Source organism: Ochrobactrum sp. WV_118_8, from assembly GCF_039631535.1.
Lineage (GTDB): Bacteria > Pseudomonadota > Alphaproteobacteria > Rhizobiales > Rhizobiaceae > Brucella > Brucella anthropi.
In genome coordinates this window covers 238,198-251,055 of the sequence record NZ_JBDIUZ010000001.1, presented here as the reverse complement: position 1 = coordinate 251,055, position 12,858 = coordinate 238,198, and the positions used below count along the sequence as shown (strand labels likewise).

Here is a 12,858-nt window from a genome sequence, read left to right as displayed (position 1 = left end):
GAGACCGGTAAGGAATTGTAAAACACAGTCATAAATTGCAGCTTTGCCCCCGAAATGCCTTATTTCCTTAACTTCGCCACTCAGGATGAAAACTTGTTCTACAAATAAAAATTGCAACGCAATCGCACCGAACCTCCGTCCGGGTAAGCAGTTCTTCTTGCAATCAATGCGCGAAAACAAGGCGCAGCAAAGGCTGCCGCAGATTCTTAACGAATCGTAAACGGTACTACAGCAACCAAACAGAATCTTTCCTAATATTCCTTGGTTATGTTTATCTGATTAAATAAACAACGTGTAGTATAGGATGATTTTCCCGATGCGATATAGATTCAATTATCGCATAATGTTCTCATTCGAACCACGCCAGCGCCACATTTAGATTCCAGTTCGCGATTGTCTTTCTCAGCGACAACTGTGGGACACCCCGTTAACAACTAGTGGATCTGGCATGACTTTCAAGACCCGTATGGCTATGCTCGCCGTTGCGGCAACCGGTCTTCTCGCGACCACCGCAATCGAGGCTTCAGCACAGCAATGCGGCGGTGCCTCCTGGTACGCCCTCACTTCCCGTACGGCTTCGGGTGAACGTATGAACCCGGCCGGCCTGACCGCAGCACACCGCACCCTGCCGCTTGGCAGCAAGGTCAAGGTTACCAATCAGAGAAACGGCAAGTCACTCGTCGTGCGCATCAACGATCGCGGCCCGTTCATCAAGGGACGCGTCCTCGACCTGTCGAAGGGTGCCGCAGGCCGCCTTGGCTTCATCGGCGCGGGACACACCAAGGTCTGCTTTACGCCGCTTTGATTTCGGCGACATTTCGTCCGACTGCTGGATATGGAGCATTTCCGATCTAAGTTCGATCGTTAGAAATGCTCCATCGAATTGTTTTCGGCATTTCCTTGCCCCAAAACCGGTTCCCACTTTTGGGTGACATGCCTATTTCCGGTCCAGCCGGTCGGTGAACCAGCGGGTTAGCTTGATCCAGACCTCGTCCTTTTCGGCGGCATCCTCGATCCCGTGTTCAAGATTGGGATTGTCGTTGACCTCGATCACCACCACGCCATCGTCCGTTTCCTTCAGATCGACGCCATAGAGTCCGTCGCCGATGCAGCGTGCCGCGCGTAGCCCGGTTTCCAGAACCGATGGCGGCGCATCGCCCAGCGCATAGGAACGAAACCCGCCTTCCAGAGGCTTGCCGCCCGTATCGTGCTTGACGATCTGCCAATGGTTCTTGGCCATCATGTACTGGCAGATGAAAAGCGGCTTTCCGTCGAGAACGCCAACACGCCAGTCGAACTTCGTCGGCATGTATTTCTGCGCCAGCAGGAGGTCACTGTCCTCCAGCCATAAAGTGGCGAGTGCTTTCAGTTCGGCAAAATCCTTCACCTTCTTCACGCCGCGCGAAAATGACGAATCCGGTATCTTTATGACCATCGGAAAGCCGAGCATATCGGCGGCGCGCTCCAGATCCTCCTCACCCGCAATCATCACCGTCGGCGGAACCGCCACGTCGTTCGCCTGCATCAGTTCGTGCAGATAAACCTTGTTGGTGCAGCGGATCATGGAAATCGGATCGTCGATGACTGGCATGTTTTCCTGCTGCGCCCGCCGGGCGAAACGGTAGGTGTGATTGGAGATCGATGTCGTCTCGCGGATGAACAGTGCGTCATAGTTGGCAAGCCGCGGCAGATCGCGCTTGCCGATCGGTTCCACTTCCACCCCGAGTCGGGCTGCGATTCTTGCCCAATGCTTCAGCGTTGAAACGGTCGAGGGCGGCATAGCTTCCTTCGGATCGCACAGCGTTGCGAAGGAATAGCGCGCTGGCACCTTTGGGCGCGCGGCGCGCCACTCACGCTGGGTATAGCGATCAAGCGCGTCCTCGAAGCGTTCCTTCTGTGCTTTGGTAAACTTGGTGATATTCGCAAAGCCAATCTTCTGGATTCGCGCCCATTCACCGGGCTTGACCGTGACTTCCAGCGACGGCGCGCGAAACCAGTCGAAGAGCAGCCGTCCGAAGCGCTCAAATTCGGGATTATCGGCAAGACCGAAATGCACGTGGATTGTTTCGGGCGCCCTTTCCGGATGCTTGCCGAGCGCCTTGTTCAGCATGTCTTCGAGTTCGGGAATAGCGTTTTCATAAAGTCGCCGTTCCGACAGATCGATCATCGTTTCCACAGAGGGGATGATGCGATGCCCCCGCGCTTCAGCCAGAAGCGAAGCGTAATAGCCACGGCTTTGATAAGCGTAGGAGCGCGACAGGTTGATGATGCGCGGGCGCAGCTGCCCGTTGAAGAGAGCAGGATGCGCGAGATAGTCACGCGTGGTCATGACCTTGTGCGGCGTCGCCCCATTGTCGATATCCGAGAGGCGCCCTACCAGAATGACGCAGATCGTCATCAGTCCGTCCTTTTTTCCAGAATAACGGCCGCCCTGAGCCCATCACTGCCGAACCGTGCGATGCGGTCGAAAATGTGGAAGGGAACAGGGACATTTGCAGCATCGGCAATGGTTTCGCCGAGCTCTTCCTCCACCCAGGGGTCATGAATAAGAATATGCCGCCCATCTTCGCCATGGGCGAGCACCCAGTGCGGCACTTTCTTGCCGAACATATGATAACCGCTGATCAGCACGATCACTGCCGCCCCACGGCGCAAGGCAGCCAGAATGTCGTGCAGCGTGAAACCGCGATAGTCCACCGGAATTGCATAGGCTTCTGTACGCTGGCGGAAATCGGTCTGCGCCAGTTGCATCACCTTGCGCTTTTCTTCCGAACGCACCGATTGCAGGAAAAGCATGTCTTCGATGGAAACGATGATCGAAGCTTTCAGACCGCGCTCATGCGCAGCGACCGCAAGCCCAAACGGCTCACAACCGCCCGGCCCCGACATCATGTAGATCGTCGTCGCATCGCGCCAAAGGCGGACTTCCAGCACGGGGTCGAGCTGCGTCTCCCGATTGTGCCGGGCAAGCACCATCATCAGGCAGGCTGCACCGCAGGTAAAATCAGTCGTCTGCTCGTAATAGGGAAAGGCCGTGACGGGTGAAATGTCACCGCGAACCGTCTTTTCGAAACGCAGCGCATCCGAATGGTCAGCGTAGTAATCGAGATAGCGTCCAATGGGGCGGTAGCCATGCCGCTTGTAAAGCGCGATGGCGCGTTCATTATCCTCGCGCACTTCCAGCCGCAGCAACGGACGGTCGTGGTCGTAAGCTGCCGTTTCCGCCGCCTGCAACAGAAGAGAGCCGACGCCCTTGACCTTGGCCTCCGGGTCGACGGCTATCGAGTAAAGTCGCGCAAGCGCGGTGCCATGACGGAAAAGAATCATCGCATAGCCGATGACCGTGCCGTCCATTGTTGCAACAATGGTTTCTGCGGTTGGTCGTGCGATGAGGGCGCGAAATGAACGGCGAGAAATCCGGTCTGTCTCGAAACAGCGCTCCTCGATGCGCAGGAGCGCATCTATGTCGTCTGCCGTGGCCTTGCGCGTCGTTGCGCCTGTCATCTTTTGGCCTTTGCAAAGGGATCGTTACGATCCGGTCGACACCAACATTGGCTTATTCGAGGCAAAAGACAAGCGCCCGGACCGTGGCAAAATTATGAGTGATTTTTACCGCCAGATCGGTTCCGCACAGCCGCAAAAACTCAATCAATAATTGCAATTTTTGGCACCACCCGCGTTAACCATTAATTAAGAAGTCCGGCGTGCCCAAGGCGAACTGAATTGACTCTGGAGTATTTCAGACATTAACGTTTCGTTAACAAATGAGTAACTGGCGAAAGCCAAAGGGCGTTGAGTATGTTTTGCGTTGTTCGCTCGACCACAAAGATTATGGCAGTCGCCGGTTTTGCAGTTTCGCTGCTGATGGCAAGCTTTGGTGCGGAAGCCGCCTCCGGCGACTTCATGCAGACCGGCAAGCTGACCTCGCAGCCGATTGGACATTATGAATTCTGCAAGCGCGAAGCCAAGGAATGCGGCATCACCAGCCGCGACACCCGCGCACTGCAGCTCGACCATTCAAACTGGCAGCGCATCGTCGAGATCAATCTTTCGGTCAATGAACGTATCAAGCCGATGACCGACATGGAAATCTATGGCGTCGAGGAATACTGGGCTTACCCGACAACCGTCGGTGACTGCGAAGATTACGTCCTGCTGAAGCAGCGTGAATTGCAGAAGGCCGGCATTCCGATCACCGATCTTCTGATCACTGTCGTTCGCAAGCCGGACGGCGAAGGTCATGCAGTCCTCACCGTTCGCACGGATCGCGGTGATTTCGTTCTCGACAATCTGACCGATGAAGTCATGCGCTGGAACGAGACCGATTATACTTATCTGAAGCGTCAGGCAGCCAACGATACCGGTCGCTGGGTCACCATCGAAGGCCCGGACAATCTCCTCGTCGGCTCGGTACGCTGACACAAAACCTTCCCCATATGTTTTTGAAAACGTCCCGGAATGTGCTATTCATTCCGGGTCTAAAAAGGAGAGGTCGGTGCGGTTAGCCCGATCCCCGTTGCAAAGCGGGTCCTGGCCTTCGCAATTGCTTTCATTTCGGCAAATGCGTTGAGTCCCTTGACCTTACACTCCGATGCAATGGTGCATTGGAGAACAAAAGGTCTTGGTTATGAAACAGCAAATCTCCGTCATTACAATTGGTATCGCCGACCTCGAGTGCTCACGTCGTTTTTACACGCAGGGCTTCGGCTGGGTGCCTGTTTTCGAGAATGAAGAAATCATCTTCTATCAGATGAACGGTTTCGTTCTCGGAACCTTCCTGAAAGCTTCGCTCGAAACCGATATGAACCGCAAAGGCCTCCAGCAGCCCGGCGCATTTTCTCTTGCACATAATGTGGAACTGGAAACGGATGTCGTGCCACTGATGGACCGGTTGGTTGGGGCTGGTGGCAAACTGGTGCGTTCGGCTGACGCGCCGAGCCATGGTGGTTTTCGCGGCTATGTCGCCGATCCTGACGATCACGCCTGGGAAATTGCATGGAACCCGGCCTGGGCCATCGATGAGAATGGACTTGTAACGTTCGGAATATGAACTCAATGGGTTGGCAACAGGGCGCGAAATGCGCCCTGTTGTTTACAATGATACGGCTATTGGGGGGCGTATGAAGAAAATCTACTTTATCTCGCATCCGGAAGTCGTGATCGATCCCGCAAAGCCTGTTCCGTCGTGGAACCTGTCGGAGCGCGGAATTGAACGGATGCGCTCCTTTGCCAACCAGCCTGAACTGCAATCGATCACATCGATCTGGTCCAGCACGGAAGCAAAGGCAACTGAAGCTGCTGAAATTCTAGCGGATATTTTGAGAGTCCGTCTATTAACCGACAGCCGCTTTAACGAGATCGACCGAAGCACCACTGGCTTCCTGCCCGCCGAACAACACGAGACTGTAGCCGACCAGTTCTTTTCCGCACCCGAAGCGAGTATTCACGGCTGGGAGCGGGCCATCGATGTGCAACAACGCATCGTGGAAGGTTTTGAAGCGGTGAAATCATTTCCGGCCTCCGAAGACATCGCGATTGTCGGCCACGGTGGTGCCGGTACGCTGCTGCTCTGCTTTCTGGCCGGACGTCCAATCAGCCGCCAGTATGATCAGCCCTTTCAGGGCCATTACTGGTGTTATTCTTGCGAAGACAGATCCGTCCTCCATCACTGGAAGCCGATAGCGCCACGCTGAAATTTCCTCATCGTACTGTCTAAGCTACATAGCAGTTCCGCAGACTGACCATTTGCGTTATTCTCCGATTCTGGTTGCTTCCAAGCCTCCCCCCTCCGTCCGGGAAAGCATTTTTCATGCAGGAAGATGAAATCATCGAACCAACTGTTCGGGCACATGCACAAGGAGGGACTGCAATGACAGCTCGTCACAGGAGGTTTATCGATGCGGTTATCGTCACCTATCTATCACCTGAAGCGGCTTGCCAAGCGTTTGGCAAATGATGCTGATATTCCACTTCACGAAGCGCTTGATCGCGTTGCCGCGCAGGAGGGTTACAGAAGCTGGAGCCTGCTCGTTAACAACACATCCGCTCCCGTTTCTGCTCGCGAAATCTATGGCTATCTCAAGTCCGGCAGCATGGTGCTGATTGGCGCCAGACCGGGCCATGGGAAAACCCTGTTGAGTCTTGATATAATGATTGAGGCCATGCGAGATGGCAATTACGGCCTTTTCTTTTCGCTTGAATACACTGAGACGGATATCGCCGGACGCTTCAAGGCACTCGGCGTCGATCGCGATAACTTCCGGCATCTATTCCGTTTCGATTGCTCGGATGCCATCTGCGCGGATTATATGATCGCCAAACTCGACGCTGCTTCGGCTGGAACCGTCGTGATCCTCGATTATCTGCAGATTCTCGATCAGAAGCGGGAAAAACCCGACCTGTCGACCCAGATTGCGGCGCTCAGGTCATTTGCTTCAAAGCGAAGGCTCACCATTCTGTGTATATCGCAAATCGACCGTTCCTTTGATCCAGCGGCAAAGCCGTGCCCAGGGATCGAGGATGTTCGGCTTCCCAACCCGCTTGATCTCACATTGTTCGATACATGCCTCTTTCTCAACAATGGCGAGATTCGCGTGCAATCGCGTGATCGGATGAAGACGCTTGAAAACATGACGTCGTAGAAGATGTTCAGGCTACGGAAACCAGCCTTTCCGCACCCATGCGATAGGATATGGCGCTGGCCAAATGAATGCGACCGACTTTGTCGCTCCCGTCCAGATCGGCCAGCGTCCGGGCGACCTTCAGAATGCGATGATAAGCGCGGGCAGAAAAACGCATCTGCTCGCTTGCGTCACGCAAAAGCTTGAGGCCTGCCGCATCCGGCTCAGCAACCTGTTCGATCAGTTTGGCCGAGCAATAGGCATTGGTCAGGGACGGTTCCAGACCGAGCGCTGAATAACGCTGGGTCTGAATCGCACGAGCGCGGGAGACGCGTTGCGCGACCGTCTCGCTCGTTTCCGACCGGGATGGCTTGATGAGATCGAAGGCAGAGACGGCAGGCATATCCACCCGCAAGTCTATACGGTCGAGAAGCGGGCCTGAAATACGCGCCTGATAATCGGCCTGACAACGGGGCCCCCGCGCGCAGACATGACCGGGTTCGCCCGCCATACCACAACGGCAGGGATTCATGGCGGCGATCAGTTGAAAGCGCGCTGGATAGCTGGTGCGATGATTGACGCGTGCAATGAGACATTCGCCGGTTTCGAGTGGCTGACGCAAGGAATCCAGCACCTGTGGCGAGAATTCCGGAAACTCGTCCAGAAACAGCACGCCGTTATGCGCAAGCGATACCTCGCCCGGACGCGCACGCAGTCCACCGCCGACCATTGCCGCCATCGACGCCGAATGATGCGGCGCGCGGAACGGACGGCGATCTGACAGTTTTCCACCCGAAAGCTCACCCGCAATCGAGGCGATCATCGATACGTCCAGCAATTCGCGCGGAGAAAGGCGAGGCAGAATGGATGGCAATCGCTGAGCAAGCATGGATTTGCCGGATCCCGGTGGCCCGACAAGCAACAGATTGTGATTGCCCGCAGCAGCGATCTCAAGCGCTCGCTTGGCAGTCTCCTGCCCTTTGATATCAGCAAGATCGAGTTCCGTTTCACCGGAAAGCCGCATGGATGGTTCCGGTCGGGTCAGAACCTGCGTGCCGCGAAAATGGTTGGCAAGGGCGATGAGACTGCGCGGAGCCAGGATATCGATATCGGCACCCGCCCAGGCTGCTTCTGGTCCGCAGGAATACGGGCAGATAAGCCCTTTCTCATCCCGGTTCGCACCGATTGCAGCAGGCAGCACGCCTGCCACCGGCGTTATCGAACCATCGAGCGACAATTCACCCAGAACGAGATAGGACTGGATTGCATCCGCCGGGATAGCGCCGATCGCCGCCATAAGCCCGACAGCAATGGGCAAGTCATAATGCGACCCTTCTTTCGGCAGGTCGGCAGGTGCCAGATTAACCGTCACCCGTTTGGTCGGCATGGAAAGGCCCGAGGCGTGCAACGCCGCTTGCACCCGCTCCCGGCTTTCTGCCACGGCTTTGTCCGGCAAGCCGACAATGGACATGCCCATCTTGCCCGGCGCGACCATCACCTGCACGTCGACAGGCACAGCTTCTATGCCTTGAAAAGCAACTGTTCCAACCCGCGCGACCATGTGCCCCCGCTCGCCACGCACCACATCTCTTAAGTGAGTAAAGACTCAAATACAACTTAGAGAGTTAAGCACGAGCGAGCGGTAAACTCAAGAACGTTAAGAGAACAAATTAACACTTGGCTTCGACCGCATCCCAGAACAGGGCTGCTATATTAGTCCCGTCGAAACGCTGGATTTCGCGGATACCAGTTGGAGAGGTAACGTTGATTTCGGTCATGTAGTCGCCGATCACATCAATGCCGACCAGAATGAAACCACGTTCTTTCAGTGATGGGCCAATGCGCTCGCAAATCTCGCGTTCACGTGGCGTAAGCTTGCTTTGTTCCGCACGCCCGCCGACATGCATGTTGGAACGGGCATCGGTTTCCGACGGCACGCGATTGATTGCACCGACAGGTTCCCCATCAATCAGGATGATGCGCTTGTCGCCGGCGCGTACGTCCTTCAGATAACGTTGTGCAATGAACGGCTCCTTGAAGAGCTGACCGAACATTTCCAGAAGCGAGGTCAGATTGCGGTCACCATCGGCCAGATGGAAGACGCCCGCACCGCCATTACCGTAAAGCGGCTTCAAAATGATGTCGCCGAACTCGCGACGGAAATCCATGACTTCCTGCGGGTCCTTGGTGATGAGCGTTTCCGGCATCAGGTCGGGAAACTCTGTCACAAAGATTTTTTCGGGGCTGTTGCGCACCCATGCCGGATCGTTGACAACCAGTGTTTTCGGGTGAATCCGCTCCAGAAGATGGGTGGTGGTGATATAGTTCATGTCGAAGGGCGGGTCCTGACGCAAAAGCACCACATCCATTTCCGACAGGTCGCGGCGGATCGGCTCACCCAGCGTATAGTGATCGCCCTTGACGTCGCGCACTTCCATCTTTTCCAAGCGGGCGGAAACGACGCCATCGCGCATCGAAAGCCGGTCTGGCGTATAATGGTAAAGCTCATGACCGCGCTTCTGCGCCTCGAGCGAAAGGGCGAATGTGGTATCGCCCGCAATGTTCACCGTGCTGATATGGTCCATCTGGACCGCGACTTTGAGAGCCATGATTTCCTCGCGATTCGAAGTTGCGGGAAATCTAAAACGGAATGACTGGGCAACATAGTCCTTTCTCTCAATCCGTTCTCGGGTGTCTGTTGTGCACTTACAATGCTTGAAGTTGAACTGGATCAGCTTTCATCCGTTGATTATGTTGGATGCAATCGCTTCGGGCGTCTCGGGAGGAAAAAGTGACCGTCGTTAAAACTACCCTGTTTGCCGACCATGTAGCAGAACTGGGCGAAGGCCCCGGCTACGATCCACTGAGCGGAAATGTCTGGTGGTTCGATATTCTCGGTCAGAAACTGATCGAGAAGAACTGGGACAGCGGTGAAATCCACGTCCATGCGCTTGGCATGAAGGCCAGCGCCCTCGCCGTTATCGACCGTGACCGGCAGTTGATCGTCAGTGAGCATGGGCTGTTCATCCGCGAGCGCGCCAATGGGCGACTGACCCTTCATCACCCGCTTGAAGCCGACAATGAAATTACCCGTTCCAATGATGCGCGCGTGCATCCATCAGGATCGTTCTGGATTGGCACGATGGGCAAAAAGGCCGAGACCGATGCAGGCTCGATCTGGTGGTATCGCGAAGGCCAGGTGAAAAAGCTTTTCTCCGGTATCACGATCACCAATTCAATCTGCTTTTCTTCCGATGGAACGATCGCCTATTTCGCCGACACGGATCGCAACATCATCTGGCGGGTCGATACGGATCCTGAGACCGGCCTACCGATATCCGACAAAAGCGTCTTCCACCACCGGGCCGAAGAAGGCGGTGTCGATGGCTCGGTCGTTGATGCGGACGGCACGCTGTGGAATGCCTGCTGGGGCGGCAGTTCGCTCAATGCCTATTCATCGCAAGGCCGCCTGATCCGCTCGATTTCACTGCCGGTCCGCCAGCCATCATGCCCTGCTTTTGTCGGACCGGATGCAACGGTGATGATCGTGACCAGTGCCAATGAAGGACTCGACGAAGAGGCTCGCCGTTCCGATCCCCATGCCGGAAAGGTTCTGCTGCTCGATCTGACGCTTGCCGGACGGCACGATCCGCCGGTTCGGCTCTAAACAGCAAATAAAAAAGAGCCCCTGCGGGCCCTTTGATTTAGAGCATAATCCGACCGAAGTGAAACGAGGATCGATAAGATTATGCTTAAAATATAATAGGTTAGAGTTCCGATCAGATCCTATCTGATCGGAACTCTAAACGCCTTCGACGATGACGATTTCACCATCCGCAACCGTCTGGCGGATCGCCTTCGCCGCCTGATATTCCGGCGAATTATAGCAATCGAGCGCGTGCTGCATGGTTTCGAATTCGATGATCACGTTGCGGGCGCGACCCTGTCCCTCAACTGCATCAGCCGTGCCGCCACGAGCGATGAAATTTGCACCATAACGTTCAAATGCCGGTTTCGCCGTTGAAACATAATCCTTGTATCGCTCGGGATCACGGACATCCACACGGGCAATCCAGTAGGCTTTAGTCATGCTGTTTCCTCCACTAGCTCGCAATCTTTTCCACCGCATTATCCCGCGCAAAACCGCTTCGCACTTTTGCTGGAAATGCCCTAGGCAACGGAACGCATTTCGTCGAGAATGGCAAGGGCTGCGGCTTTGCGATCAACCGCGCCGACAATTGGACGGGCAACGACCAGATGGCTGGCTCCGGCCTTCAAGGCATCCGCAGGGGTCATGACCCGTTTCTGGTCGCCCTTTTCCGAACCGGCGGGACGAATGCCCGGCGTGACGATGGCCATATCCGGGCCGACCGCCTGACGGATGGCTGCCGCTTCGACCGCGGAAGCAACAATGCCGCCCATACCAGCCTCACGCGCCTGAACGGCGCGTTTCAGCACCAGCGTTTCGGCATCGTCAGAATAACCTGCTTCCAGCAGATCGGCATTGTCCATTGAGGTTAGAACCGTCACGCCCAGGAGGCAGAGGTCTGATCCCTTGGCGGCTTCCACCGCTGCCCGCATCGCCTTCGGATAGGCATGAAGCGTGAGCATGGAAACACCCATCTTCGCGACATTCTCAACACCCTTCGCGATGGTGTTGTCGATATCAAGCAGCTTCATGTCGAGGAAGACTTTCTTCTTCGCCGCCACAAGGCTTTTTGCGAAATCGAGACCACCCGCAAAAACCAGTTGATAGCCGATCTTGTAGAAGGAAACAGTATCGCCCAGCTCTTCGACCGCCTTCTCAGCATCGGCGATGGTCGGCACGTCGAGGCCCACGATCAAGCGCCCGGATGCTTGATCGCGCAAATCTGTCGTCGTCATGAGAGTCTCCGTGGTGATTTTTATTCTCTTCGCACAACAAGACTCGTTACGAAAGAGACGGAATCAGCTTTTTGCTTCTTCCACCCGTGCGATGAGGCTGCGGCAGACAGCGGAGAGCATTCTCGCGCTGCGTTCTTCTTTCAGCGTACCATCGTCATTGAACGCCACCGATGCATGACCGACCGAGCATTGCTCGGTGACGATCTGTACGCCGACATTCATCAGAACGGCGCGCAGGTGGTAGAGTCCACGCATACCGGCAAACATACCGTCGGAGCTGGAACAGAGGCCGACAGTCAGACCGGCATAAGGCCTGAACGGCCTGTCTCCGTCTCTTGAAATGCGACTGACCCAATCGATGGTGTTTTTCAGAAGCGGCGGGATCGATGCATTATATTCCGGCGAGCAGATCATCAGACCGTCCTGTTCGGCAAACAGGCGACCGAGTCGCATGGCGTTCTCGGGAACGCCATGCTCGTTTTCCAAATTCTGATCCATGATCGGCAGCGGATAGTCGGCAAGCGTGATGCGCGTGACCTGCGCACCTTGCGCCCGTAATTCTTTCTCGGCGGCATCTGCCATATGGCCGGAAAAAGCGCCTATGCGAACTGAACCCGCGAAGACGAGAATACGTGCAGTCATGAAAAGCCTCGTGCGAAACTAGACCAAAGGGCTGCGATAAACCCAAAGCTGCGCCGGTGGCACATTGCGCACCACGAAATCATAGTGCTGGACCGTATAATTGCCGCGACCGGCTGGAACCGGTGGCAAGGGACCATAGGTGATCTGCATCAGAGGCCGTCCGTGTGGAATGCGTGAAAGCAGGCTTTCCACGAGCTGGATGCGCTTGTCCATCGGGAAATTGAGCATCGGCACCGCAGAGATGATGCAGTCGAATTTCTGGTCTTTCTTCTCACCCAACGCGCTATCGAGATCGAAGGCATCACCCTGAATGATGTTGACCTCCGGAAAGATCGTATTCAAGTGATCCACGAAGTCCTGCGAATATTCGATGGAATAGAGGTCAGCAGGTTTCACGCCCTGTTTCAGGATCGCCTTGGTAATCACGCCCGTGCCCGGTCCGAGTTCCAGAACCGGAAGACCGGAACCGGTATCGATGACGCTCGCCATACGGCGCGCGGTAATGGAACTCGTCGGCAAAATAGCGCCGACCGCTTTCGGCCCGTCTATCCATCCCTTGAAAAAGCGGATCTCCTCATCGAACTTAGCGGCCAGTTTCCTGCCGAGCTGTCCTGCCATTCTTGCTGCTCCCATTGTCGTTATTGGACAAGTTTATGCCGCTTTGAATTCCCTAAGCAAGGCGTGAATAAGGAAAAGAACAAAAAAGGGAGCC

Annotated in this window: 14 protein-coding genes; 6 read left to right on the top strand and 8 right to left on the bottom strand. The window is 55.5% G+C overall.

The annotated features are described in order from the left end of the window. Positions 1-448 precede the first annotated feature (448 nt). Complete coding sequence (locus ABDF71_RS01225; protein WP_010657747.1) at positions 449-805, top strand: septal ring lytic transglycosylase RlpA family protein; 357 nt, start codon at positions 449-451, stop codon at positions 803-805. A gap of 132 nt (positions 806-937) precedes the next feature. Here ABDF71_RS01225 and ABDF71_RS01220 read toward each other — a convergent pair whose 3' ends face one another. Together ABDF71_RS01220 and ABDF71_RS01215 are read right to left on the bottom strand one after the other, a co-directional pair. Then, entirely contained in the window at positions 938-2,398 is a 1,461-nt protein-coding gene (locus ABDF71_RS01220) for a RimK family alpha-L-glutamate ligase (protein WP_012091014.1), read from the bottom strand. Beyond that, complete coding sequence (locus ABDF71_RS01215) at positions 2,398-3,504, bottom strand: peptidase C39 family protein (protein WP_010657745.1); 1,107 nt, start codon at positions 3,502-3,504, stop codon at positions 2,398-2,400. Before ABDF71_RS01215 ends, ABDF71_RS01220 begins: the two co-directional genes overlap by 1 nt. A gap of 294 nt (positions 3,505-3,798) precedes the next feature. Between ABDF71_RS01215 and ABDF71_RS01210 the strand changes: the two genes are divergently transcribed. From ABDF71_RS01210 to ABDF71_RS01195, 4 genes are all read left to right on the top strand, one after another. After that, positions 3,799-4,419 carry a transglutaminase-like cysteine peptidase gene (locus ABDF71_RS01210; protein WP_010657744.1) on the top strand — a complete coding sequence of 207 codons (621 nt, stop codon included), beginning with the start codon at positions 3,799-3,801 and terminating at the stop codon, positions 4,417-4,419. 208 nt (positions 4,420-4,627) lie between these two features. Further along, entirely contained in the window at positions 4,628-5,050 is a 423-nt protein-coding gene (locus ABDF71_RS01205; RefSeq protein WP_151614849.1) for a VOC family protein, read from the top strand. A gap of 70 nt (positions 5,051-5,120) precedes the next feature. Then, entirely contained in the window at positions 5,121-5,693 is a 573-nt protein-coding gene (locus ABDF71_RS01200; protein WP_151614848.1) for a histidine phosphatase family protein, read from the top strand. Positions 5,694-5,897: 204 nt separating this feature from the next. Beyond that, entirely contained in the window at positions 5,898-6,641 is a 744-nt protein-coding gene (locus ABDF71_RS01195; protein WP_500060854.1) for a DNA helicase, read from the top strand. A gap of 7 nt (positions 6,642-6,648) precedes the next feature. On the opposite strand, the gene ABDF71_RS01190 is transcribed toward ABDF71_RS01195, so the two are convergent. Both ABDF71_RS01190 and gshB read right to left on the bottom strand, forming a co-directional pair. Beyond that, positions 6,649-8,181, bottom strand: coding sequence for a YifB family Mg chelatase-like AAA ATPase (locus tag ABDF71_RS01190; RefSeq protein ID WP_259030196.1), 1,533 nt, complete (start codon positions 8,179-8,181; stop codon positions 6,649-6,651). A gap of 109 nt (positions 8,182-8,290) precedes the next feature. Next, on the bottom strand, positions 8,291-9,229 hold the full coding sequence (gene gshB / locus ABDF71_RS01185; RefSeq protein ID WP_151616009.1) for a glutathione synthase: 939 nt from the start codon (positions 9,227-9,229) through the stop codon (positions 8,291-8,293). A 182-nt stretch (positions 9,230-9,411) separates the two neighbouring features. Here gshB and ABDF71_RS01180 point away from each other — a divergent pair, with 182 nt between their 5' ends. Beyond that, the gene (locus tag ABDF71_RS01180; protein WP_010657717.1) at positions 9,412-10,287 is read left to right on the top strand and encodes an SMP-30/gluconolactonase/LRE family protein; all 876 of its coding nucleotides are present in this window, start codon (positions 9,412-9,414) and stop codon (positions 10,285-10,287) included. A gap of 135 nt (positions 10,288-10,422) precedes the next feature. Here ABDF71_RS01180 and ABDF71_RS01175 read toward each other — a convergent pair whose 3' ends face one another. From ABDF71_RS01175 to pmtA, 4 genes are all read right to left on the bottom strand, one after another. Next, positions 10,423-10,710: a DUF1330 domain-containing protein gene (locus ABDF71_RS01175; protein ID WP_010657716.1), complete on the bottom strand. Its 288-nt coding sequence runs from the start codon at positions 10,708-10,710 to the stop codon at positions 10,423-10,425. Positions 10,711-10,790: 80 nt separating this feature from the next. Then, the gene (pyrF, locus tag ABDF71_RS01170; protein WP_151616008.1) at positions 10,791-11,504 is read right to left on the bottom strand and encodes an orotidine-5'-phosphate decarboxylase; all 714 of its coding nucleotides are present in this window, start codon (positions 11,502-11,504) and stop codon (positions 10,791-10,793) included. A 63-nt stretch (positions 11,505-11,567) separates the two neighbouring features. Further along, a complete protein-coding gene (locus ABDF71_RS01165; protein ID WP_010657714.1) occupies positions 11,568-12,146 on the bottom strand; it encodes an NADPH-dependent FMN reductase in 579 nt (192 codons plus the stop codon). An 18-nt stretch (positions 12,147-12,164) separates the two neighbouring features. Next, positions 12,165-12,764: a phospholipid N-methyltransferase PmtA gene (gene pmtA, locus ABDF71_RS01160; protein ID WP_010657713.1), complete on the bottom strand. Its 600-nt coding sequence runs from the start codon at positions 12,762-12,764 to the stop codon at positions 12,165-12,167. Between the last annotated feature and the right edge of the window lie 94 nt (positions 12,765-12,858).

What these genes read in the sequence shown, in the direction of transcription:
- ABDF71_RS01225 (WP_010657747.1), top strand. Translation starts at nt 449, where the DNA reads ATGACTTTCAAGACCCGTATGGCTATGCTCGCCGTTGCGGCAACCGGT.
- ABDF71_RS01220 (WP_012091014.1), bottom strand. Translation starts at nt 2,398, where the DNA reads ATGACGATCTGCGTCATTCTGGTAGGGCGCCTCTCGGATATCGACAAT.
- ABDF71_RS01215 (WP_010657745.1), bottom strand. Translation starts at nt 3,504, where the DNA reads ATGACAGGCGCAACGACGCGCAAGGCCACGGCAGACGACATAGATGCG.
- ABDF71_RS01210 (WP_010657744.1), top strand. Translation starts at nt 3,799, where the DNA reads ATGTTTTGCGTTGTTCGCTCGACCACAAAGATTATGGCAGTCGCCGGT.
- ABDF71_RS01205 (WP_151614849.1), top strand. Translation starts at nt 4,628, where the DNA reads ATGAAACAGCAAATCTCCGTCATTACAATTGGTATCGCCGACCTCGAG.
- ABDF71_RS01200 (WP_151614848.1), top strand. Translation starts at nt 5,121, where the DNA reads ATGAAGAAAATCTACTTTATCTCGCATCCGGAAGTCGTGATCGATCCC.
- ABDF71_RS01195 (WP_500060854.1), top strand. Translation starts at nt 5,898, where the DNA reads ATGCGGTTATCGTCACCTATCTATCACCTGAAGCGGCTTGCCAAGCGT.
- ABDF71_RS01190 (WP_259030196.1), bottom strand. Translation starts at nt 8,181, where the DNA reads ATGGTCGCGCGGGTTGGAACAGTTGCTTTTCAAGGCATAGAAGCTGTG.
- gshB (WP_151616009.1), bottom strand. Translation starts at nt 9,229, where the DNA reads ATGGCTCTCAAAGTCGCGGTCCAGATGGACCATATCAGCACGGTGAAC.
- ABDF71_RS01175 (WP_010657716.1), bottom strand. Translation starts at nt 10,710, where the DNA reads ATGACTAAAGCCTACTGGATTGCCCGTGTGGATGTCCGTGATCCCGAG.
- pyrF (WP_151616008.1), bottom strand. Translation starts at nt 11,504, where the DNA reads ATGACGACGACAGATTTGCGCGATCAAGCATCCGGGCGCTTGATCGTG.
- ABDF71_RS01165 (WP_010657714.1), bottom strand. Translation starts at nt 12,146, where the DNA reads ATGACTGCACGTATTCTCGTCTTCGCGGGTTCAGTTCGCATAGGCGCT.
- pmtA (WP_010657713.1), bottom strand. Translation starts at nt 12,764, where the DNA reads ATGGCAGGACAGCTCGGCAGGAAACTGGCCGCTAAGTTCGATGAGGAG.